We start from the raw sequence: 22,802 nt of genomic DNA, 5'->3' as shown, positions 1-22,802 counted from the left end.
GCGAAAGCCGAAAAGATCAGCCGGCCACGGACACCGACGGCTCGCCGGAGGCCACGCCGTCCTTCTCCATCTGCTCGGCCAGCTTCATGGCCTCCTCGATGAGAGTCTCGACGATCTTGGACTCGGGGACGGTCTTGATGACCTCGCCCTTGACGAAGATCTGGCCCTTGCCGTTGCCGGAGGCGACACCGAGGTCGGCCTCGCGGGCCTCGCCGGGGCCGTTGACCACGCAGCCCATGACGGCCACCCGCAGCGGGACCTCCATACCGGTCAGACCGGCCGTGACCTCCTCCGCGAGCTTGTAGACGTCCACCTGGGCCCGACCGCAGGACGGGCAGGAGACGATCTCCAGGCCGCGCTGGCGCAGGCCCAGGGACTGCAGGATCTGGAGGCCGACCTTGACCTCCTCGACGGGGGGTGCGGACAGGGACACGCGGATGGTGTCGCCGATGCCCTGGGAGAGGAGCGCGCCGAAGGCGACCGCCGACTTGATCGTGCCCTGGAACGCCGGGCCCGCCTCCGTCACACCGAGGTGAAGCGGGTATTCGCACTGCTCGGCGAGCTGGCGGTAGGCCTCGATCATGACGACCGGGTCGTTGTGCTTGACGGAGATCTTGATGTCGCGGAAGTCGTGCTCCTCGAAGAGGGACGCTTCCCACAGGGCCGACTCGACCAGGGCTTCCGGCGTCGCCTTGCCGTACTTCTGGAGCAGGCGCTTGTCCAGGGAGCCGGCGTTCACGCCGATGCGGATCGGGGTGCCGTGGTCCTTGGCGGCCTTGGCGATCTCCTTGACCTTGTCGTCGAACTGCTTGATGTTGCCGGGGTTCACCCGGACCGCCGCGCAACCCGCCTCGATCGCCGCGAAGACGTACTTCGGCTGGAAGTGGATGTCCGCGATCACCGGGATCTGCGACTTGCGCGCGATGGTCGCGAGGGCGTCCGCGTCGTCCTGGGTGGGGCAGGCGACGCGGACGATCTGGCAGCCGGACGCCGTCAGCTCGGCGATCTGCTGGAGGGTGGCGCCGATGTCCGACGTACGGGTCGTGGTCATCGACTGGACCGAGACGGGCGCGTCTCCGCCGACCGCCACGCTTCCGACCTGGATCTGCCGGCTCTTCCGGCGCTCGGCGAGCTTGGTCGGAACGGACGGCATGCCGAGAGAAATCGCAGTCATCTGCTGTGCAACCCCAAGTCGTGGATCAAGGTCCGGTCCCGTCTACGGGCGGGCTCCAGGCTTCGAGATTACGGTACGGCCCTAGGCGCCAGCACATCCCACCCGGTAAACCCACTCGGTGGAACGCGGCCCGGAAGATCCTCCTCCGGGCCGCCGAGAACGTCGTACGGCTACGAGATGTGCACCGGGTTAACGCCTAGCTGATCTTGACCGGGTTAACCACATCCGCGATCAAGACGAGCACGGTGAAGCAGACGAAGATCCCCGCCACCACATACGCCACCGGCATCAGCTTCGCCACGTCGAACGGCCCCGGGTCCGGGCGGCGCAGCACGCGGGCCACGTTGCGCCGCAGGGACTCCCACAGCGCGCCCGCGATGTGCCCGCCGTCGAGCGGGAGCAGCGGGAGCATGTTGAACAGGAACAGGGAGAGGTTGAAGCCGGCCAGGAGCATCACGAAGTTCGCGAGCTGCTGGGAGGCGGGGATGTCCAGCGTGGCGATCTCGCCGGTGATGCGGGCCGCGCCGACGATGCCGATCGGGGAGTCCGGCTGGCGCGGGGCGTTGCCGAAGGCCGAGTCCCACAGTGCCGGGATCTTGGCGGGCAGGGCGGCGAGGGAGTCGACGGCGTTGCCGACCTGGTCGGTCATCCAGCTCACCGACCCGCCGAAGTCCTGTTTGACGACTCCGTTCGCGGCGCTGAAGCCGAGGAAGCCGGCCTTGACGTAGCCCTTGACGTAGTTGCCGTCGGCGTCCTTCTTGGCGACCAGGTTGGTGGTGATCGTCGTGTGCAGGGTCATCTGGTGGCCCTTGCGGTCGACGACGATGGCGACGTTCTTGCCGGCGCTGTCGCGGATGAGGTCCGAGAGGGTGTTCCAGTCCTTGGTGGGCTTGCCGTCGAAGGAGAGGATCTTGTCGCCCGCCTTCATGCCGGCCTGCGCCGCCGGGGAGACCGGGTCGGACTTCTTGCAGCTGTCGCGGTGCTCGCTCTGTTTGATGGAGCAGGGCGAGACGGAGGCGACGGTGGTGGTCTGCTGCGGGATGCCGAAGCCCATGAGCACGGTGAAGAACAGGCCGATCGCGAGGATCAGGTTCATGAACGGGCCGGCGAACATGACGATGACGCGCTTCCACGGCTTGCGCGTGTAGAACATGCGGGTCTCGTCGCCGGGCTGGAGCTCCTCGAAGGCCGCCGAGCGGGCGTCCTCGATCATGCCGCGCCACGGGGAGGTGGAGCGGGCGGAGACGCGGCCCTGGTCGTCGGGCGGGAACATGCCGATCATGCGGATGTAGCCGCCGAGCGGGACGGCCTTGATGCCGTACTCGGTCTCGCCCTTCTTCCGCGACCAGATGGTCGGGCCGAAGCCGACCATGTACTGCGGGACGCGGATCCCGAAGAGCTTGGCCGTGGAGAGGTGCCCCAGCTCGTGCCACGCGATCGAGACGAGCAGGCCGACCACGAAGACCAGTATGCCGAGGATGAACATCAAGGTCGTCATGCACGCGCCTCCGCGGTCGCCGTCGTGGCTGTGAGTTCGCGGGCCCGGGCCCTTGCCCAGGTCTCCGCTTCGAGGACGTCCGACACGGTGAGTGAAGTTCCCGAAACCGGGGTGCCGTGCTCCTCGACCACCCGGGTGACCGTCTCCATGATGCCGTTGAAGGGCAGCGCGCCGCTGCGGAAGGCCTCGACGCACTCCTCGTTGGCCGCATTGAACACCGCCGGCGCGGTCCCCGCGAGCTCTCCCACGTGCCGGGCGAGGTTCACCGAGGGGAAGGCCTCGTTGTCCAGGGGGAAGAACTCCCAGGTGGAGGCCTTGCTCCAGTCGAAGGCGGGTGCCGCGTCCGGGACGCGTTCGGGCCAGCCCAGACCGATGGCGATGGGCCCGCGCATGTCGGGGGGCGTCGCCTGGGCGATCGTGGATCCGTCGGTGAACTCGACCATCGAGTGGACATACGACTGGGGATGCACGACCACCTCAATGCGGTCGAAGGGAATGTCGTAGAGGAGGTGTGCCTCGATGACCTCCAGGCCCTTGTTGACGAGGGTCGCGGAGTTGATCGTGATCACCGGGCCCATGGCCCAGGTGGGGTGGGCGAGGGCGTCCTCGACGGTCACCCGGGCGAGGTCGGCCTTCGTACGGCCCCGGAAGGGCCCCCCGGACGCCGTGACGACCAGCTTGCGTACATCGGTCCTCGTGCCGCAGGCCAGGGCCTGGAAGAGGGCGGCGTGCTCGGAGTCGACCGGGATGATCTGCCCCGGCTTGGCGAGCGCCTTGACCAGCGGTCCGCCGACGATCAGGGACTCCTTGTTGGCGAGCGCCAGGGTGTGGCCGGCCTCCAGGGCGGCGAGGGTGGGCGCGAGGCCGATGGAGCCGGTGATGCCGTTCAGCACGGTGTGGCACTCGGAGGCGGCGGCCTGGGTGGCCGCGTCCGGTCCGGCGAGGATCTCGGGCAGCGGCTCGCCGGGGCCGTACTCGGCGGCGAGCGCCTCGCGCAGGGCGGGTACGACGTCCTCGCGGGCGACCGCGACGGTCCGCACCCGCAGCCGGCGGGCCTGCTCGGCGAGGAGGGCCACACGGCCGCCGTTCGCGGACAGGGCGGTGACCCGGAAGCGGTCGGGGTGGCGCAGCACGAGGTCGATGGCCTGGGTGCCGATGGATCCGGTGGAGCCGAGGATCACCACGTCCTTGGGGCTGTCGCCCGTGAGGGGGTCGTAGACGAGGTGCGGATCGGCGAGGGGTGCCGGATGGGCGGGGCTGTCGGTCATCCCCCCATTGTTGCCCCAACCGGTGACCGGCAGGACAGGGCGTCCCCCGGGCGGGTGCGTCGGGGTGGTTCGCGCCGTATGGAGCGATTCTCCCGCTGTGAAGCTCCGGTAAAGATCACGTGTCGGTGTCGATCACTAACACCATCGGCGGGGCGATCCCGAAAACGCGCGCTTTCGCTCACCGGTGATGGCATCCTTCCGTTGACGCCCGTCAAGAAGGGCCAAAGGGGGAGGAATTCCACCATGAACCGTATGCGTACGACCGCCGCCGTCCTGGGGACGGCCGGTGTCCTGACCGCCGCTCAGCTCGGTCTGGCCGGGGGCGCGTTCGCCGCCACCCAGGCGCCGACGAGCTCCGGCTGCCCGATCAACCTGGTCTACCCGACCAGCTTCTACATCGACTCGCACGGCTGGGTGACCAACGGGGGTCTGTACTTCGGCATCAAGAACAAGAGCACGACGAAGAGCTTCAAGAAGGTCAGCTTCACCGTCACCGACGTCAAGAACATCCGCTTCGGCTCGGCCAAGGCCACGGGTGGCAAGGTCACCCACAAGACGTCGAAGACGGTGACCGTGTACACGGGGACGCTGAACAAGAAGGCGAGCCTCGGGGTGAAGGTGCAGACGCATCTGCTCAACACCCACAGCTACAAGGTGAAGTTCACCCTGCACGGCTCGGGCTGGACCTGCGCCGTGGACCAGGGCACCTGGGGCAACTGACCAACCCCAGGCACCCGGTCGGCAGGCGGGAGGGCGGCTCAGTCCCCGAAGGGGCGGCGCTCGCTCTCCCGTTTCGACGCTCCGGGGGTCGCGTCGGCGATCCACGGTCCGTCCCCGGACGGGTCGACGACGCCTTCCTCCAGCCAGGTGTAGGCCCCGCCGAGCACGCCCTTGACCACCTTGCGGTCGAGGGCGTCGGTGTTGGTCCACAGCCGGTCGAAGAGTTCGTCGACCCGGATGCGGGCCTGCCGGCAGAAGGCGTCCGCCAGCTGGTAGGCCTCGCGGCCGTGTTCGTCGCGGCTGCGCAGCAGTTCGGCCCGGACGCAGACCGCGCTCATCGCGAACAGCTCGGCGCCGATGTCCACGATCCGCCCGAGGAAGCCCTGCTTGGTCTCCATGCGGCCCTGCCAGCGGGACATGGCGTAGAAGGTGGAGCGGGCCAGCTTGCGGGCGGTGCGCTCGACGTAGCGCAGATGCCCGGAGAGATCGACGCCGTACTTGAACCGGCCGTAGGACGTGGGCAGTTGACCGGGCCCGGCGACGAGCTTCGGCAGCCACTTGGCATAGAACACACCCGCGTTCTTGCCGGCCCTCGCCTTGTCGGACAGGGACTTGTCGGGGTCGATGAGGTCGCCGGCGACCGAGAGGTGGGCGTCGACGGCCTCGCGGGCGATCAGCAGGTGCATGATCTCCGTCGAGCCCTCGAAGATGCGGTTGATGCGCAGGTCGCGCAGGATCTGCTCGGCCGGGACCCCGCGCTCGCCGCGCGCCTTCAGCGACTCGGCGGTCTCGTAGCCGCGGCCGCCGCGGATCTGGACCAGTTCGTCGGCCATCTTCCAGGCCATCTCGGAGCCGTAGAGCTTGGCGAGGGCGGCCTCGATGCGGATGTCGTTGCGGTCCTCGTCGGCCATCTGCGAGGACAGGTCGAGGACGGCCTCCAGGGCGAAGGTGGTGGCCGCGATGAAGCTGATCTTGGAGCCGACGGCCTCGTGCAGCGCCACCGGCTTGCCCCACTGCTCGCGCTCCGCCGACCACTCGCGGGCGATCTTCAGGCACCACTTGCCGGCGCCCGCGCACATCGCCGGCAGCGAGAGCCGGCCGGTGTTGAGCGTGGTGAGCGCGATCTTCAGGCCCGCGCCCTCCGGACCGATCCGGTTCGCGGCCGGGACCCGCACCTGGTGGAAGCGGGTCACGCCGTTCTCGATGCCGCGCAGGCCCATGAAGGCGTTGCGGTTCTCGACGGTGATGCCCTCCGAGGTGGCCTCCACCACGAACGCGGTGATGCCGCCCTTGTGCCCCTCCGACTTCGGCACGCGTGCCATGACGACGAGCAGGTCGGCGACCACCCCGTTGGTGGTCCACAGTTTCACCCCGTCGAGTACGTAGTCGTCCCCGTCGGGTACGGCCGTGGTGGCGAGGCGGGCCGGGTCGGAGCCGACGTCCGGCTCGGTGAGCAGGAAGGCGGAGATGTCGGTGCCGGCGCAGCGGGGCAGGAAGGCGTCCTTCTGCTCCTGGGTGCCGAAGATCTTCAGCGGCTGGGGTACGCCGATCGACTGGTGGGCGGAGAGCAGGGCGCCGACGGCGGGGCTCGCGGAGCCGACCAGGGCGAGGGCCTTGTTGTAGTAGAGCTGGGTGAGGCCGAGGCCGCCGTACTTGGGGTCGATCTTCATGCCGAGGGCGCCGAGCTCCTTCAGGCCGGTCACGACCTCGTCGGGGATGCGGGCCTCGCGCTCGATGCGGGCGGAGTCGATCGTGGACTCGCAGAACGTGCGCAGCTTGGCGAGGAACTCCTCGCCGCGCTGGACGCTCTCGGGGTCCGGGAGCGGGTGGGGGTGGATGAGGTCGAGCCGGAAGCGCCCGAGGAAGAGTTCCTTGGCGAAGCTGGGCTTGTGCCAGTCCTGCTGCCGGGCGGCCTCCGCCACCTGGCGCGCCTCGCGCTCGGTGACGGTGGTGCGTGACTTGGTAGGGGCGGACATTGAGGCTCACCTCGCCGCGAAGAGGGACGAATTGGACTGATCGTTACCGACCAGTGCTACTGGATCGTTGGTACCCGAAACGGGCCGACCCCACCACCCCTCGCGCGTCCGAACGGCCGAAAGGCCTGCCGGAGTCCGGCTCGCAGATGTGTACTGCTGCTCGGCGACTCGTTCGGAATATCGGCCGGCGATAGGCTGTCGAAGCGCTTCGACAGACTCTGGACACCCCGCCTCGGCTGAGGCTAGTGTCCATCTCACCCTCACTCATCCCCATCAGCGACGCGCGCTGTCGAAGCGCTTCACACAGTTTGGAGCACGGATGGTCACCCTTGCCGAGGTCGCCCAGCACGCCGGAGTCTCGGCGAGCACGGTGAGCTATGTCCTCAGCGGCAAGCGGTCCATCTCGGCGACCACCCGGCTCCGGGTCGAGCAGAGCATCCGGGAACTGGGCTACCACCCGAACGCCGGCGCCCGCGCCCTGGCCGGCAAGCGGTCGAACATCATCGCGCTGATGGTCCCGCTGCGCACCGACATGTATGTGCCGGTGATGATGGAGATCGCCATCGCGGTGGCCACCACGGCCCGCAACCACGGCTACGACGTCCTGCTGCTCACCGGAGAGGAGGGGCCCGACGCGGTGCGCCGGGTGACCGGCAGCGGTCTCGCCGACGCGATGATCCTGATGGACGTCGAGCTGTCGGACGAGCGGCTGCCGCTGCTGCGCGGGACCGACCAGCCCTCCGTGCTGATCGGCCTGCCCGCCGACACGATCGGTCTGACCTGCGTGGACCTGGACTGGAGCGCGACGGGCGCGCTGTGCGTGGCGCATCTTGCGGAGCTCGGTCACCGTGACATCGCTGTCATCGGCGAGGCCCCGGCCGTCTACGAGCGGCACACCGGTTTCGCCGAGCGCACCCTCGACGGACTGCGCGCCCGGGCCCGCGAGACGGGCGTACGGGTGCTGCACCGGCCGTGCGACGGCGGCTACGACGCGATGGCCGCGACTCTGGCCCGGATCCTCGACGAGCGCCCGGCGACGACCGGGTTCGTGGTGCAGAACGAGTCGGCGGTGGAGCCGCTGCTCGCGCTGCTGCGCCAGCGGGGCCGGGCCGTGCCGGAGGACGTGTCCGTGGTCGCGATCTGCCCCGACCAGGTCGCCGTCCAGGCGTCGGTACGGCTGACCTCGGTCGCCGTACCGGCGCAGGAGATGGGCCGGTACGCGGTCGAGCACCTGGTGGCCAAGCTGGACGGACGGGGCGGCGACGAGGTCGTGCTGATCGCGCCCGAGCTGACGGTACGGGCGAGCTCGGGACCGGCACCGGCCGCCTCCTGACCGCACCTTCCCGTGCATGCAGTGAACGAGCCCGCCGTCACGCGGCCCAAGGTCTCCCTCGCCCAGTCCTCCCCCACCGCCGGCTCACCCTCGCCCCCGGCGAGACGGCCCGTGTCTCCTTCGAAGTCCCGTCGGCCGCCCTGGAGTTCCGGGACGTGCACAGGGCTGCCGACGAGCAGTCCGGCATCGCGATCGTGGACCGGACCCGGACGGCGGGCGATGAGGTGACGCCGGCGCGCGACGCGGCGGCCGAACTGGTCTACCGCGGCTGCGACTTCGGTACGGGGTGAGCGAGGTGACGGCGCAGGTGGCGGGCGAGGGTGTGCTGGAGGTGTCCCTGGACGGCGGCCTAGTGCCGACCGCGCTGGCGCCGGACGCCCCCGCCGCCGACGTCTACGCCTACACCACCCTGGCCGCCGGACTCGTCGCCGACGGCGTGCACGACGTCCGCCTCGGGCTGCGCGGCCCGCTGCGGCTCGCGCACGTCGGCTTCTGCGGTTGAGGGTCCGCAGGAGACCGGCGACGGGAAGGGGCCCGGCACCGGAAGGCAGCGGTGCCGGGCCCCTTCCGCATGGCAGGCAGCGCCACGCTCGGGCTGAGCGAGGACGGTTCTCGTCAGTGGTTCTTGGCGAGGGCCTGGACCAGCCGCAGGGCGTCCAGCGTGCCCACGCCGGTGGCCATGTCGTAGCCGCCCACGGCCTTGTAGCCCTTGACGCCCTCGTAGGTGTTGTCGGTGCCGTCGTTGACGTCGACGACGCCCGGGTTCTTCTGCTTCAGAAGGGTGTAGAGCGCCGCGTTGATGTTGCCCACGCGGTGGCCGGCCGCCTGGTCGGCGAGGGCGACGATGCCCGAGAACAGCGGGCTGGCCTCGCTGGTGCCTCCGGAGACGTCCCAGCCGGTGGCGGTCGGGTCGTAGCTGGAGTAGATCCAGGCGCCGCCGTTGACCGCGGCGGCCATCGAGATGTCCGGGGTGCCGCGGCGGGTGCCGACGACGCTCTTCACACCGTCCTGGAAGGCGGGGCGGGTGAACACGTGGGACTGGCCGCCACCGCCCGCGCCGTAGTCGTTGTAGACGCTGTCCGGCTTGACGCGCTCGCCCTTGTCGTTCAGGTGCAGCTGGGTGCCGCCGATGGAGGTGACCAACGGGTCGGACGACGGCCAGGAGTTGACGCGCTTGTTGTAGTACGTCTTGCCGTCCGCCTTCAGGTCGGTGGCGCCGCCGTCACCGGAGGAGGCGAGCACGGTCACGTGCTTGCGCTGCGCGGCCTCGAAGGCGTACCGGAGCTTCTTGATGCTGGAGAAGTCGCCCTTGGCGAAGCCTGGGAAGGTGTTCTCGGTGGCGCCGAAGCTCTGGCTGATGACGTCGCCGACGCCGTGGTCGATCAGGCTCTTCTCGGCGGACATCATCTCCGGCAGACCGGTGGTGCCCTCGGTCTCGGCGACGGCCGTCTCCACCAGGACGATCTTCGCGCCGGGCGCGACGGCGTGGGCCATCTCGACGTCCAGCGTGGTCTCGCCGGCCCAGCCGGTCATGTCGGAGTTCTTGGGGTCGAACTTCGGGACGTGACCCCACTTGACGACCTGGACCTTGGTGCTGGGCAGCCCGAACTGCTTGCTGTAGACGTCCAGATCGTGCTGGACGGTCGGGGAGCCGAAGGAGTCGACGATGACGATCGTCCGCCCCTTGCCCGTGATGCCCTTCTTGTACAGCGGGTTCAGGTTGTACGCGGTGCGGTACTGCAGCGGGTTGTAGCAGGCGATGTGCCACTTGGACTGGCACTGCGCGATGGGGAGGGGGCTGGCCACGCCGTGGACCAGGGCGTGCCCCGTGATGGCCGGCTGCGCGAAGGTGTGCGGTACGCCGGCGGGCGCGGCGGTGGTGGCGCCGGCCGAAGAAACGGTCGCCAGTCCTGCGGCGACGAGTGCGGCGGTGGCGGCGGAGGCCGCGAGGCCGCGCCCGGTACGGGCTATGTGCATGTGTTCCCCTGAGTGGTCCGGAGTCGGACGTGATCGGTCGACTTAGGAGACACGCAGACCGTCGATTGAGTCATGCACAGAACAAGATTATTGACCCGCCGATGTCGAATCCTTTACCCGGCCGGAGCTTTTGTGAACACGAACGGCCGCAGCCCCCGCACAGTGGGCTGCGGCCGTTCTGTTTCCGACCTGTCCGTGGCAGGTCAGAGCGCGAGGCCGGTCAGGACCAGCACGCGCTCGTAGGTGTAGTCCTCCATCGCGAACCGCACGCCTTCGCGGCCCACACCGGACTGCTTGGCGCCGCCGTACGGCATCTGGTCGGCGCGGTAGGACGGGACGTCGCCGACCACCACGCCGCCGACCTCGAGGGCGCGGTGGGCGCGGAAGGCGACCTGCAGGTCGTGGGTGAACACGCCCGCCTGGAGGCCGTACTTGGAGTCGTTGACCGCGGCGAAGGCCTCGGCCTCGCCGTCCACCTTCTGCACGGTGAGGACGGGTCCGAAGACCTCCTCGCAGGCGAGGGTGACGTCCGCCGGTACGTCGGTGAGGACGGTCGGCGCGTAGGAGGCGCCGTCGCGGTCGCCACCGGTGAGCAGCGTGGCGCCGGCCTCGACGGCCTCCTTCACCCAGGACTCCACGCGCTTGGCGGCGTCCTCGCTGACCAGCGGGCCGACGTCCGTCTTGGCGTCGGAGGGGTCACCGGTGACCTGGGCCTCGACGGCGGCGACGATGCGCGGCAGCAGACGGTCGTAGACGGAGGCGTCGGCGATCACGCGCTGCACGGAGATGCAGGACTGGCCGCCCTGGTAGTTGGAGAAGGTCGCGATACGGGTCGCGGCCCAGTCCAGGTCCGCGTCGGAGGCGAAGTCGCCGAGGACGACCGCGGCTCCGTTGCCGCCGAGCTCCAGCGTGCAGTGCTTGCGCGGGACCGAGTCCATGATGGCGTAGCCGACCTTGTCGGAACCGGTGAAGGAGATCACCGGCAGGCGCTCGTCCTGGACCAGGGCGGGCATGCGGTCGTTCGGGACCGGCAGGACCGACCAGGAACCGGCCGGCAGGTCGGTCTCGGCCAGCAGCTCGCCCAGGATCAGGCCGGAGAGCGGGGTGGCCGGGGCGGGCTTGAGGATGATCGGCGCGCCGACGGCGATCGCGGGGGCGACCTTGTGAGCGCACAGGTTCAGCGGGAAGTTGAACGGCGCGATGCCGAGCACGACGCCCTTCGGGAAGCGGCGGGTCAGCGCCAGCCGGCCCTGGCCGCCGGCGTCGGTGTCCAGGCGCTGGGCCTCGCCGCCGTTGAACCGCCGGGCCTCCTCGGCGGCGAAGCGGAACACGGAGACGGCACGGCCGACCTCGCCCCGGGCCCACTTGATGGGCTTGCCGTTCTCGGCGGAGATCAGCTGGGCGATCTCCTCGGTGCGCTCGACCAGCCGCTTGCTGACGTGGTCGAGGGCGGCGGCGCGTACGTGCGCCGGGGTGGCGGCGAACTCGTCCCGCACGGCGTACGCGGCGGCCACGGCCTCCTCGACCTGGGCGTCGGACGGCACGCTGACCTTGCCGACGAGCCGGCCGTCCCACGGGGAGGTGACGTCGAAGGTGTCCTCGCCGGTGACCTGGCGGCCGGCGAGCCAGAAGGCGTGGGTGGAAGTCATCTGTGAGTCCCGGCCCTTCCGCGTTTGGGGGTGTGCTTGGCTTTCGTGCTCCACGGTAGGGCGGGGGCGGCCGGGGGTCGCTTGTCCGTGGCGTAGCAGTAGCCGGACCGCGCACTACTGTTTGGACTACTCGGCGCCGGTCTGTTCGGACTATTCGGCGCTGGTCGCCTTCAGGGCGAGCCACAGCTCCATCCGGACGTCCGGATCGTCCAGGGACCGCCCGAGGATCTCCTCGACCCGCCGCATCCGGTACCGCAGCGTGTGCCGGTGCACCCCCAGGTCCGCCGCGGCCGCGTCCCACTGCCCGTGCCGCGACAGCCACGCCCGCAGCGAGGCGACCAGGTCGCCGCGCCCCGTCGCGTCGTGTTCGTGCAGCGCCCGCAGCAACCCGTCCGCGAACGCCTTCACCGCGTCGTCGGCCAGCAACGGCACCACGGACCCCGCGGCCAGCTGCTCGTGCTCCACCAGCACCCGCCCCCGCCGCCGTGCCACCGACAAGGCCTGCTCGGCCTGCTTGAAGGCCGCAGCGGCGGCGATCGGCCCGGCCGGCGCGGACAGCCCGACGACCAGCTCCTCCTCGTCACCCCGGGCCGGCTCGGGCACCGCCCGCGCCGCCTCCAGCGCCGCCGCGTACTGCGTGCAGGCGGCCACCGCCGCGCCCCCGTCGGCGGCGAGCACCACCAGGCGCTCCCCGTCGGGCACGACCAGCACGGCCTCCCCGGAGCGCGCGGCGGCGGACTCCATGCTGTCCGCCAGCTCGCCCAGCGGATCACCGCCCAGGTCGCCGGCGGCAGCGGCGGCGCCACCGGCGCCCGGCGCCCGCCCGTAACCGTGGGCGTCGGCGTGCGCGCGGGCGGCGGATCCGGACGCCGACTCGGCGACGATCATCCGGAACGGCGCGTCGAGCAGCCCGCCGTACAGGTCGCCTGCGACGGCGCGGGCGTGGTCGGGCTCGCCGGCGAGGAGCATGCGCAGTACGGCCGTGCCGACGCGCTGTTCGGCGGCGTGCAGCGAGCGGGAGCGTTCGGTGGTGAGGGTGAGCAGGGCGATGGCGGAGTGCACGGCGTACCGTTCGGCGGTGCCGAGAGCCGCGGCGGTGCCGACGGCGAGCGCGGCGCGCGGCCGCCGTCCCGTCCCCAGGGAGTGCAGCTCGACCCGGTCCTCGTGCTCGGGTCCGCCGACCACGGAGGAGGCGGGCGCGGCCCGCTCCCGCAAGCGCTCGACCTCCGCCGTCAGCCGGGCGGCGCGCCGGCCGGCCCACTCGGGCGCGGCGGCGACGACGGCGCCGGAGGCGTCGTACAGCGCGGCCCAGCCGTCGACCTGCCCGGCGAGGGCGCCGAGCAGCCCCTCGGGACCGGCGTTGAGGGCCTGCTTGGTCAGCTCGCGCTGGGCGGCGAACCCTGCGGTGACGGCCCGGTACTGATCCGCGGCGATGGCGGCGGACACGGCCTTGCTGATGGCGAGGAAGGGGGTGCGGCGGGGGACTTCCAGCAACGGCAGCCCCTCCTGCCGGCAGGCGTCGACGAGGGCCGCCGGGATGTCCTCGTAATTGACCCCCACGGCGAACCCGAGCCCGACGACCCCCGCGCCCACCAGCCGCTTCACATACCGCCGCATGACCTCGGGGTCCTCGGCGTCCAGCTTGAGCGCGGTGATCAGCAGCAGCTCACCGCCCTCCATGTACGGCACCGGGTCGGCCAGCTCGCTGACGTGGGCCCAGCGGACGGGCACGTCGAGGCGGTCCTCGCCCGCGCGCACGGTCAGCTTCAGCGCGGAGTGGTGGACGAGCGAGGCGAGGGTAGGGGGCATCGGTCCTTCAGTTGACGCGAAGCCGGGCGTCCGTGTGGACAGGTCGGCAGAAAGGATGGATCTTTTGGCCGAACCGTATGAACGACCTACACCGATTCTGCCTCACCGTACGATCCCCCGCCGCCCCCTCACCCCCGCAGATCCACCAGCAACGGCGGCGCGTGCTCCCCGCGCACACTCGTCAACGACACCACCGCATGCCCCGCCGGCACCCCATGAGCCAACTCGGACGCAGACCAACGCTCACGCTCCACCTGGCGGACGGTGACGGCCTCGGTCGTCACCGCCTTGCCGGTCACCAGCTTGCGCAGGGCATGGATGGCGCGTGTCATCGGCTGGTCCGCGAAGACGGTGTGCCGGGCCACGTCCCGGGTCTCCACCCACTGCGTGCCCCAGGCCTCCGCGAACCTGCCGCCGTCCCATGTGGTCACCCCGGAGAACGCCATATGGCAGCCGACGGCCGCGTACAGCGGTCCGTGCAGCGCCTCGGGGACATCGCCGACCGTGCGCAGGGCGAGCACCACGCCCGCGTTGCGGGAGCGCAGGCGCTGGATACGGCGGACGGACTCGGCCGTCACCGCGCCGGTGGCGTCGTCCAGGACGAGACAGGCGAAGTGGGTCCGTTCGCCTGCCGTCGCCACGGCGCCGAACTGGGCGAGCAGCAGCCGGGTGACGATCCGCGACGCCTCCTCGTGTCCCCGGTCGGGCAGGTCGATGCGGACGCGCAACGGATGGTGGGCGACGGCGCGCAGGGAGAACGGCCGGGCGCTGCCGCCGTCCCCGCCGAAGAACTCGGCGAACGCCGGCCGGTCCAGCACTGCGAGTCGGTCCGCCAGGACCGGCCCGGGATCCCCGGCGCTGCCCGACTGCCGGGCGCGCGCATCGAGTTCGCGGCGCATCACGGCGTGCTCTTCCCCGGCGAGCGCGTCACGCAGAGCGGCCAGGGCCGCGGAATCGCCCTCCAGGAGTTCCCGCAGCACGGGCAGGGCAGGGAAGCGTCCGTGCGCCGCCCGATAGGGGCCGAGGAGCTGGGCGAGCGCGGTGACCGACCGCTGACCGCTCACGGTGTCCAGGTCGCCGGCCAGCCCCTCCGCCAGGAAGGCGGCCGCCTCGTCGGGGTCGTCGGAGTCCGCGTACGGGTCGAGGTCGTGCACGGACTGCGGGTCGCCGAGGCGTACGACCACGTCGTAGGCCGAGTCGGGTCCGAGCGGGGTGCCGGCAGCGCACACGGCGACCACGGCGCACTGACCGGCGAGGGCCTGCAGGCCGAGCGACTCGACGACGGGCCGGATCAGGTGGCGTGTCTTGCCGGAGCCCGACGGCCCGACGGCCAGCAGCGAGGTGCCCAGGGTGTCCGGCGCGAGTGCCGCGCCGGCGCCGCCGTAGGCGAGCGGGGTGCGTTCCCCCGCCACCCACCGCCCGATGCGCACCTGCCCGACGAGCAGGTCATGCCGGGCGGCCCGGCCGGTCAGGTCGCGGTCGCCGGAGGGGTGGGTCCAGGCGGCGGCGCCCTCGCGCAGGACGGTGTCGGTGAAGGAGGACAGCCGGGCCCGGGCACGCGCCACGGTCCACATGTGGCCGACCCTGGCGCAGTCCACGTCGTTCATCCGGCCGGCGTCGACCTCGGCAGCCAGCACGTCCGCGGCCTGGTGCTGACCGGCCTCGCGCAGTTCGGGCCACTGCGACGGCCGGCGGTCGGCGGCCGGTTGCGCGGCCGCCTCGGCCGTCCTGGCCCGCGCCCGCGCCGCGAGGGCGTCCTTCGCGAGGGGCCACCAGCCGCCGGTCCGGGCGAACGGCCACAGCACCAGCAGACTGATCAGTGTGTACAGCCCGTCCGTGAGCAGCTTCGAAGCGAACACGCCGTAGTCGCCGCCGTTGAGCAGGACGATCAGGGAGAACACCGGATCCTGGACGGGCAGGGCGTCCCAGCCGAGACCGAACCAGCTCGGGAAGACGAAGGCCAGGGCGATCAGCGCGCCGAGGGCGGCGATCAGGGCGCGAGCGGGTTGTTCGCGCCGGCTGACGAAGTGCCGGACGACGTCGGACCAGCTGCCCAGGCGCGCCATGGCGTAGACAAGGATCGCGAAGAACACACCGTCGGCGACCGTCTTGGCCTCGAGACCCTGGTAGCCCTTCGGTGATGTGGTGCCGGGCCACCACCAGTCGTCGGGGGTGAGCAGCTTGAGGACGGTCCACTGGTAGGGGAGGCCGCCGTGCCGCCACAGTGACCACAGAAGCAGTCCCGCGGCCAGGGGGACGACGAAGCCGACGATGGTGACGGGGGCCAGGCGCTGTGCCTGGCGTGCGGCAGCGGGCCGGCGGTAGCCGAAGCGCCAGATACCGGGTTCGACGGCCGGGCGCGGCTCGTCGAGCCAGTCGGCGACGGGTGAGCGGGGATGCGGCGGATGCGGGGCGTAGCCCGGCTCTGCGGCCATCGGCGGCAGGTCTGGCGCCCGCGTCGGCCGTGGCGGCACGGCGGGTGTGTCGTACGGCGTCGCGGGCCCGTTCCGCGGTGCCGCGGACCCGTCCGTCGGCTCCGTCGGCCGCGGCACGGGGTGCGCGTGAGTGCCCCGCGTGTCCTGCGTCCCGTCGCTGTCCATCGCCCCTGCCCCCTGACCAGCCGCTCCGTCCACCATCAGCGAGTCAATCTAGTGCCCTCGCAAGGCGAGTTCCGCGATTACGTGACGGGGCGCGCGACGAGATACGAGCACGCCACGGCGTCCCTCTCCTGTCTCCTCTATGTCCACTCCGGACAACGGCCCTCCCAGAAGACGCCCACATGGAGCATGCCCACCCCCCACCCCCGGCCCTAGCCTGCGAAGAAAGATAGGTAAGCGGCCGAAAACTCACCGCCCGGGATCGTCCGGGACGCCAGATCAGACCGCTCGGTACGCAAGATCATCAGGAGCCCCCATGACCGCACTTCCGCAGGAGCGCCGCGTCGTCACCGCCATCCCCGGCCCGAAGTCGCAGGAGCTGCAGGCCCGCCGTACCGCCGCGGTCGCGCAGGGCGTGGGCTCCGTGCTGCCGGTCTTCACCACGCGCGCGGGTGGCGGGATCATCGAGGACGTCGACGGCAACCGGCTCATCGACTTCGGGTCCGGCATCGCCGTGACCTCCGTCGGCGCGTCCGCCGAGGCCGTCGTACGGCGGGCGAGCGCCCAGCTCGCCGACTTCACCCACACCTGTTTCATGGTCACCCCGTACGAGGGGTACGTCGCCGTCGCGGAGGCTCTGGCCGAGCTGACGCCGGGTGACCACGCCAAGAAGTCCGCGCTGTTCAACTCCGGCGCCGAGGCCGTCGAGAACGCCGTCAAGATCGCCCGCGCCTACACCAAGCGCCAGGCCGTCGTCGTGTTCGACCACGGCTACCACGGGCGGACCAACCTGACCATGGCGCTGACGGCGAAGAACATGCCGTACAAGCACGGCTTCGGGCCGTTCGCGCCCGAGGTGTACCGGGTGCCGGTGGCGTACGCCTACCGTTGGCCGACGGGTCCGCAGAACGCCGGTCCCGAGGCCGCCGCGCAGGCCATCGACCAGATCACCAAGCAGGTCGGTCCGGACAACGTGGCCGCGATCATCATCGAGCCGGTGCTCGGTGAGGGCGGCTTCATCGAGCCGGCCAAGGGCTTCCTGCCGGCCATCCGGCAGTTCGCCGCCGACAACGGGATCGTCTTCGTCGCCGACGAGATCCAGTCGGGCTTCTGCCGTACCGGGCAGTGGTTCGCCTGTGAGGACGAGGGGATCGTCCCCGACCTGATCACGACCGCCAAGGGCATCGCCGGCGGTCTCCCGCTCGCCGCCGTGACCGGCCGCGCCGAGATCATGGACGCCGCGCACGCCGGTGGCCTCGGTGGTACGTACGGCGGCAACCCCGTCGCCTGCGCGGGCGCGCTCGGCGCGATCGAGACCATGAAGGAGCTCGACCTCAACGGCAAGGCCAAGCGCATCGAGGAGATCATGAAGGGTCGCCTCACCGCCATGGCCGAGAAGTTCGACGTCATCGGTGACGTGCGGGGACGCGGCGCCATGATCGCCATCGAGCTGGTCAAGGACCGCGCCACCAAGGAGCCGAACCCGGAGGCCACCGCCGCCCTCGCCAAGGCCTGCCACGCCGAGGGCCTGCTGGTCCTGACCTGCGGCACCTACGGCAACGTGCTGCGCTTCCTGCCCCCGCTGGTGATCGGCGAGGACCTGCTGGGCGAGGGCCTCGACATCATCGAGCAGGCCTTCGCGCGCATCTGAGCCCGCGCATCCGAGCGGCGGGTCCGCCCCTCTGAGGGGTGCCTGCGGCAGGCCGTGTGAAGAAGGTGTGCGAGGTGGATGACGGGAGCCGATTCCGTCTGCCCAAGCGGCCCGGCCTGCCGTAGGTTCTACCCAGATGAGAGATACACCCCGCCCACAGGGGACTGTGGGCGATTTCAGGCCGGGGCCTCCCCAGCTTCGACCTGGTCGTGCCCTCGCGCACACAACCGGCGCCTGACGGCTCCGGGATCTCCTCACCGATCGGACGGTCGCCGCCCCAAACCCCCCGGGGCGCGCGACGTTCCGATCCGGACGGCCGCCTCGGAACTACCCCCCCTGTTCCGGGGCGGCCGACCTCCTTCTCCTTCGCTCGTCGCCTTCACCTCTGTAGCCGGACTACAACTGGGGCGCGCCGTAAGGACGGCATAAAACCGACACACTGTCAGCCTGTATGACCATGTGACACATTGCAGGCCGAGTGGACCTGCGAAGCTGGACACCGTGTCGACCTCAACCAGCCGCTCCCTGCTCTTCGGCGTCCCGGCCGTCGTCTTCGTCCTGATCACCTGGCAGGTCGTGGTCCACGGCCCGCTGCTGCGCCTGGACTCCCGCCTCAGCCGGGTCCTCCTCGAGCCGGACCGGTTCGGCGGGTTCCTCTCCGACTTCGGCAACTTCCAGGTCGCCGTACCGGTCCTCGTCGCGGTCGTGGGCTACGTCCTGGGGCGGGGGCGGGCCGCCGGGACGGACCGGTGGTGGCTGCCGCCGCTGGCCGCGGCCGTCCTGATGGCCCTGGTCCCGGCGATCGTCGTACCGCTCAAGGACTGGACCGCACGGCCGGGGACCCCGGTGGTGCCCCCGGCCCTCGGCTACTTCCCCTCCGGACACACGGCCACGGCGGCCGTCGCCTACGGCTCCGCGACCCTGCTCCTGCTGCCCTGGCTCCGGTCGGCCGTCACCCGCCGGCTCCTGGTGGCCGGCTGCGCGCTGCTGGTTCTCGGGGTGTCGTACGGTCTGGTCCGCCGTGGCTGGCACTGGCCGCTGGACGTGGTGGCCAGCTGGTGTCTGTCCACCGTGCTGCTGGCCACCCTGTCCCTGGTGACGGGCCTCAGCCGAAGTACGCGTCGAAGGTCTTCTGGAACTCCCAGTTCGCGTAGCGGTCCCAGTTCACCGACCATGTCATCAGGCCGCGCAGCGCGGGCCAGGTCCCGTGGGTCGCGTACGAGCCGCAGTTCGTCTTCTTCGTCAGGCAGTCCAGGGTCTTGGTGACCTCGGAGGGGGCCACATAGCCGTTGCCCGCGTTCGTCGACGCCGGCATGCCGATCGCCACCTGGTCGGGGCGCAGGGGTGGGAAGACGTTGTTCGGGTCCCCCGCCACCGGGAAGCCGGTGAGCAGCATGTCGGTCATGGCGATGTGGAAGTCGGCGCCGCCCATGGAGTGGTACTGGTTGTCCAGGCCCATGATCGGTCCGGAGTTGTAGTCCTGGACGTGCAGGAGCGTGAGGTCGTCGCGCAGGGCGTGGATGACCGGGAGGTACGCCCCGCAGCGTGGATCCTGGCCGCCCCACTTGCCGGTGCCGTAGTACTGGTAGCCCATCTGCACGAAGAAGGTCTCCGGGGCCATCGAGAGCACGAACTTGGGGCCGTATTTCGCCTTCAGGGTCTTGAGGGCGGAGATCAGGTTGACGATCGCGGGGGTCGTCGGGTTCCTGAAGTCGGTGTCGCTCGTGTCGAGGGACAGGGAGTGGCCCTCGAAGTCGATGTCGAGGCCGTCGAGGCCGTAGGTGTCGATGATGTTCGAGACCGAGGAGACGAAGGTGTCGCGGGCCGCGGTGGTGGTGAGCTGGACCTGGCCGTTCTGGCCGCCGATCGAGATCAGCACCTTCTTGCCGGCCGCCTGCTTGGCCTTGATCGCGGCCTTGAAGTCGGCGTCGCTCTCGACGTTCGGGCACTCGGTGACCGGGCAGCGGTTGAAGCGGATGTCCCCGGAGGTGGGTGAGGTGGGCTCGCCGAAGGCGAGGTCGACGACGTCCCAGCTGTCGGGTACGTCGGCGAGGCGGGTGTAGCCGGAGCCGTTGGCGAAGCTCGCGTGCAGATAGCCGACGAGGGCGTGGGTGGGCAGGTCGACGGAGCCGCCTCCGGTGCCGGCGCCGGTCGTGGCGGTGACGACGGCGGACTTCGCGGACTCGCCGGCGGCGTTGGTGGCGGTGACCTGGAAACCGTACGCCGTCGAGGCGGACAGCCCGGTCACGGTGGCGGACGTTCCGCTCACCGTCTGGGACTTGGTCCCGTCGCGGTAGACGGTGTAGCTCATGGCGCCGGTGACCGCCGACCAGGACAGGGTCACGGAGGACGAGGTGACGGCGGTGGCCCGCAGGCCGGCGGGCGCGGCGGGCGGCTGTCCGGTGCCGCTGCCGCCGGGGCCGACGAGGGAGATGTCGTCGGCGTAGTACGTGCCGGTGCCGTACCAGCCGTGCGTGTAGACGGTGACCTTCGTGGTGGTGGCGCCGGTGGTGAAGGTGGTGGTCAGCTGCTGCCAGTCGGGGGCGGACTGGGTCCAGGTGGAGACGTCGGTGGTGCCGGTGCCGTTCGCGCCGAGATAGACGTACGAGCCGCGGACGTAACCGGTCAGCGTGTACTGGGCGTTGGGCTGGACGGTCACCGTCTGCGCGCACTGCGCGTCGTCGCTGCCGGCCGGGGTCGCCTGCAGCGCCGAAGTGCCGCTGTGCACCGGGGAGTTGACCGTGGTACCGGCCGTGCAGGTCCAGCCGGTCAGGCCGGACTCGAAGCCGCCGTTCGTCGCGATGTCCGCGTCGGCCGCACGCGCGGCCGACGAGAGTGCGGTGATGCCGGGCACGGCCAGCAGGGCGGCCGTGAGCAGGGCGAGGACGGATCTGGGACGTCGTGCACGCGGGGCGCGTGGGGCGCGTGGGGCGCGTTCCACAAGGGCCTCCGGTGTCGGGGGAGTTGGAGGAGTGGAGCGCATTCAACTTGGTCCAGACCAATCCTGTTGTCAAGGTGTCCGGGCGCTAGCCGCCTCCGCCTCCTCTCGAGGCCAGCCGCGCCGCCGCCTCGTGCATCGCCAGCTCCAGCAGCGCGGGGTCGGTCAGTGTGCCCGAGCCGTCCGGCGGTACCAGCCAGCGCACATCCCGGGTCGCCCGGCCGGGATACGGCACGACGATCCAGGTGCCGGGTCCGGCGGTGCGGACGCCGGTGCCGACCCAGCGGGCCGCGGTGCCCGGCGGCACGAAGAACCCGACCCGGTTGTCGCCGAAGTCGACGAGTACCGGGCCGGGCCGGTCGAGCACGCGGGTGAGCACGTCCAGGGTCGGGTAACCGAGGTCGCCCGGCAGGATCAGTACGTCCCAGGCCCGGCCCGCGGGCAGCAGCACGATCCCGAGGGGGCTGCGCTCCCATTCCCAGCGGCAGGCCTCGGGGTCCGGTGCGACGGATGCCAGCCATTCGACGGCCGTCTTCGCCCCAGTCATGAGAAGGCCTCCCTTTCTCTCGCCCGACCGTCCGGCGCGGTCGTATCAGCAGGAGAGAGGGAGGCCTTCCGGGGACATTACGCGGGTTCCGCGTCCCCCTTCAGGTGACCTGGATCACATTTCCGGCCGGCGGGGGCCGTCACCAGTCGTAGTCCGAGTCCCAGCAGTAGTGACGGCCGTAAGGGCGGGGTGGAAGCGCTAGCTGTCGAAGCCCAGCCCCAGCCGGTCCATGGTCCGCAGCCACAGGTTGCGGCGGCCGCCGTGCGCGTCCGCGCGCGCCAGGGACCACTTGGTGAGGGCGATCCCGGTCCAGGCGAACGGCTCGGGCGGGAACGGCAGCGGCTTCTTGCGGACCATCTCCAGCTCGGTCCGCTCGGTGCGCTCCCCGTCCAGCAGGTCGAGCATCACGTCCGCGCCGAAGCGGGTCGCGCCCACGCCCAGGCCGGTGTACCCGGCCGCGTACGCGACCTTCCCCTGGTGCGCCGTGCCGAAGAACGCCGAGAAGCGCGAGCAGGTGTCGATCGCACCGCCCCAGGCGTGGGTGAAGCGGACGCCCTCCAGCTGCGGGAAGCAGGTGAAGAAGTGGCCCGCGAGCTTGGCGTACGTCTCCGGCCGGTCGTCGTACTCGGCGCGCACCCGGCCGCCGTAGTGGTGGACCGCGTCGTAGCCGCCCCACAGGATCCGGTTGTCGGCGGACAGCCGGAAGTAGTGGAACTGGTTGGCGCTGTCACCGAGGCCCTGCCGGTTCTTCCAGCCGATCGACGCCAGCTGGTCGGCGTTCAGCGGCTCGGTCATCAGCGCGTAGTCGTAGACGGGCACGGTGTAGGAGCGCACGCGGCGCAGCAGGCTGGGGAAGATGTTGGTGCCGAGCGCGACCCTGCGGGTGCGGACCGCGCCGTACGGCGTGCCTACGGCCATGCCGGCGCCGTACGCCTTCAGGGTCAGGGCGGGGGTGTGCTCGTACACCCGCACCCCGAGCTTCAGGCAGGCCTTCTTCAGGCCCCAGGCCAGCTTCGCCGGGTGCAGCATGGCCACGCCCCGGCGGTCCCACAGGCCGGCCTCGAAGGTGGGCGAGTTCACCTGCTCGCGCACGGCGTCGGCGTCCAGGAACTCGATGCCGTCCGCGAGCCCCTTCTCCGCAAGCTCCCGGTGCCAGTCCTTCAGTTCCCGGGCCTGGTAGGTCTCGGTGGCGACGTCGATCTCGCCGGTGCGCTCGAAGTCGCAGTCGATGCCGTGCCGGGCGAGCGCGGCCTCGATCTCGTCGAGGTTGCGCCGGCCCAGCTCCTCCAGTTTGTGGATCTCACCGGGCCAGCGGGTGAGGCCGTTGGGCAGGCCGTGGGTGAGGGAGGCGGCGCAGAAGCCGCCGTTGCGGCCGGAGGCGGCCCAGCCCGCCTCGCGGCCTTCCAGCAGGACCACGTCGCGCCGCTGGTCGCGCTCCTTGGCGTTGAGCGCGGTCCACAGCCCGCTGTAGCCGCCGCCGACGACCAGCAGGTCGCAGGTGTCGGTGCCGGTGAGGGCGGGCTCGGCGGGTGGCTTGCCGGGGTCCTCCAGCCAGTACGGGACCGGCTGGGCTTCGGAGAGAGAGGCGATCCAGTTGTCTTTGCCACGGCTCATGGCGCTTGGGGCCATGATTTCAACTCCCTACAGAAGACATTCCCGACGGGG

General features: G+C 70.9%; 16 protein-coding genes and 1 pseudogene. 6 read left to right on the top strand and 11 right to left on the bottom strand.

The genetic code is table 11. The features are described from left to right. Nucleotides 1-16 precede the first annotated feature (16 nt). The 3 genes from ispG to dxr all read right to left on the bottom strand — a co-directional run bounded on the left by ispG (nt 17) and on the right by dxr (nt 3,940). Nucleotides 17-1,174 (bottom strand): flavodoxin-dependent (E)-4-hydroxy-3-methylbut-2-enyl-diphosphate synthase, encoded by a 1,158-nt coding sequence (gene ispG, locus ACQPXS_RS32710; protein WP_433452939.1) that lies wholly within the window; start codon nt 1,172-1,174, stop codon nt 17-19. Nucleotides 1,175-1,370: 196 nt separating this feature from the next. Beyond that, entirely contained in the window at nt 1,371-2,672 is a 1,302-nt protein-coding gene (locus tag ACQPXS_RS32705) for a M50 family metallopeptidase (RefSeq protein WP_351807115.1), read from the bottom strand. After that, on the bottom strand, nt 2,669-3,940 hold the full coding sequence (gene dxr, locus ACQPXS_RS32700; protein ID WP_433452937.1) for a 1-deoxy-D-xylulose-5-phosphate reductoisomerase: 1,272 nt from the start codon (nt 3,938-3,940) through the stop codon (nt 2,669-2,671). The genes ACQPXS_RS32705 and dxr overlap by 4 nt, the downstream gene beginning before the upstream one ends. 243 nt (nt 3,941-4,183) lie before the next feature. Between dxr and ACQPXS_RS32695 the strand changes: the two genes are divergently transcribed. Next, on the top strand, nt 4,184-4,660 hold the full coding sequence (locus ACQPXS_RS32695; RefSeq protein WP_351807117.1) for a hypothetical protein: 477 nt from the start codon (nt 4,184-4,186) through the stop codon (nt 4,658-4,660). A 38-nt stretch (nt 4,661-4,698) separates the two neighbouring features. Here ACQPXS_RS32695 and ACQPXS_RS32690 read toward each other — a convergent pair whose 3' ends face one another. Further along, nucleotides 4,699-6,636, bottom strand: coding sequence for an acyl-CoA dehydrogenase family protein (locus ACQPXS_RS32690; protein WP_433452935.1), 1,938 nt, complete (start codon nt 6,634-6,636; stop codon nt 4,699-4,701). Between the two features lie 319 nt (nt 6,637-6,955). On the opposite strand from ACQPXS_RS32690, the gene ACQPXS_RS32685 reads away from it, so the two are divergent. The 3 genes from ACQPXS_RS32685 to ACQPXS_RS32675 all read left to right on the top strand — a co-directional run bounded on the left by ACQPXS_RS32685 (nt 6,956) and on the right by ACQPXS_RS32675 (nt 8,471). Beyond that, the gene (locus ACQPXS_RS32685) at nt 6,956-7,969 is read left to right on the top strand and encodes a LacI family DNA-binding transcriptional regulator (RefSeq protein WP_433452934.1); all 1,014 of its coding nucleotides are present in this window, start codon (nt 6,956-6,958) and stop codon (nt 7,967-7,969) included. Between the two features lie 155 nt (nt 7,970-8,124). After that, entirely contained in the window at nt 8,125-8,259 is a 135-nt protein-coding gene (locus ACQPXS_RS32680; protein ID WP_433452932.1) for a hypothetical protein, read from the top strand. Between the two features lie 5 nt (nt 8,260-8,264). Beyond that, nucleotides 8,265-8,471 (top strand): hypothetical protein, encoded by a 207-nt coding sequence (locus tag ACQPXS_RS32675; RefSeq protein WP_433452931.1) that lies wholly within the window; start codon nt 8,265-8,267, stop codon nt 8,469-8,471. 113 nt (nt 8,472-8,584) lie between these two features. Here the strand turns inward: ACQPXS_RS32675 and ACQPXS_RS32670 are convergent, their stop codons facing one another. The 4 genes from ACQPXS_RS32670 to ACQPXS_RS32655 form a co-directional block, all read right to left on the bottom strand. Next, entirely contained in the window at nt 8,585-9,946 is a 1,362-nt protein-coding gene (locus ACQPXS_RS32670; RefSeq protein ID WP_433452929.1) for a S53 family peptidase, read from the bottom strand. Nucleotides 9,947-10,149: 203 nt separating this feature from the next. Then, nucleotides 10,150-11,595 carry an aldehyde dehydrogenase family protein gene (locus ACQPXS_RS32665; protein WP_351807123.1) on the bottom strand — a complete coding sequence of 482 codons (1,446 nt, stop codon included), beginning with the start codon at nt 11,593-11,595 and terminating at the stop codon, nt 10,150-10,152. Between the two features lie 150 nt (nt 11,596-11,745). Next, nucleotides 11,746-13,404, bottom strand: coding sequence for a PucR family transcriptional regulator (locus tag ACQPXS_RS32660; protein ID WP_433452927.1), 1,659 nt, complete (start codon nt 13,402-13,404; stop codon nt 11,746-11,748). Nucleotides 13,405-13,532: 128 nt separating this feature from the next. Beyond that, nucleotides 13,533-16,004, bottom strand: coding sequence for an ATP/GTP-binding protein (locus ACQPXS_RS32655; RefSeq protein WP_433452926.1), 2,472 nt, complete (start codon nt 16,002-16,004; stop codon nt 13,533-13,535). A gap of 313 nt (nt 16,005-16,317) precedes the next feature. Between ACQPXS_RS32655 and gabT the strand changes: the two genes are divergently transcribed. Continuing rightward, complete coding sequence (gene gabT / locus ACQPXS_RS32650; RefSeq protein ID WP_351807126.1) at nt 16,318-17,652, top strand: 4-aminobutyrate--2-oxoglutarate transaminase; 1,335 nt, start codon at nt 16,318-16,320, stop codon at nt 17,650-17,652. Nucleotides 17,653-18,435: 783 nt separating this feature from the next. Continuing rightward, nucleotides 18,436-18,684: pseudogene (locus ACQPXS_RS32645) on the top strand (phosphatase PAP2 family protein); the annotation flags it as partial. Nucleotides 18,685-18,757: 73 nt separating this feature from the next. Here ACQPXS_RS32645 and ACQPXS_RS32640 read toward each other — a convergent pair. From ACQPXS_RS32640 to ACQPXS_RS32630, 3 genes are all read right to left on the bottom strand, one after another. Further along, the gene (locus tag ACQPXS_RS32640) at nt 18,758-20,593 is read right to left on the bottom strand and encodes a chitinase (RefSeq protein WP_433452925.1); all 1,836 of its coding nucleotides are present in this window, start codon (nt 20,591-20,593) and stop codon (nt 18,758-18,760) included. A gap of 85 nt (nt 20,594-20,678) precedes the next feature. Continuing rightward, nucleotides 20,679-21,137, bottom strand: coding sequence for a hypothetical protein (locus ACQPXS_RS32635; RefSeq protein ID WP_433452923.1), 459 nt, complete (start codon nt 21,135-21,137; stop codon nt 20,679-20,681). Between the two features lie 198 nt (nt 21,138-21,335). Next, complete coding sequence (locus tag ACQPXS_RS32630; protein WP_433452922.1) at nt 21,336-22,766, bottom strand: NAD(P)/FAD-dependent oxidoreductase; 1,431 nt, start codon at nt 22,764-22,766, stop codon at nt 21,336-21,338. Between the last annotated feature and the right edge of the window lie 36 nt (nt 22,767-22,802).

The organism is Streptomyces sp. CA-142005 (assembly GCF_050942335.1).
Taxonomy (GTDB): Bacteria; Actinomycetota; Actinomycetes; order Streptomycetales; family Streptomycetaceae; genus Streptomyces.
The sequence above is the reverse complement of the archived record's forward strand: the minus strand, read 5'-3'. Positions and strand labels throughout refer to the sequence as shown.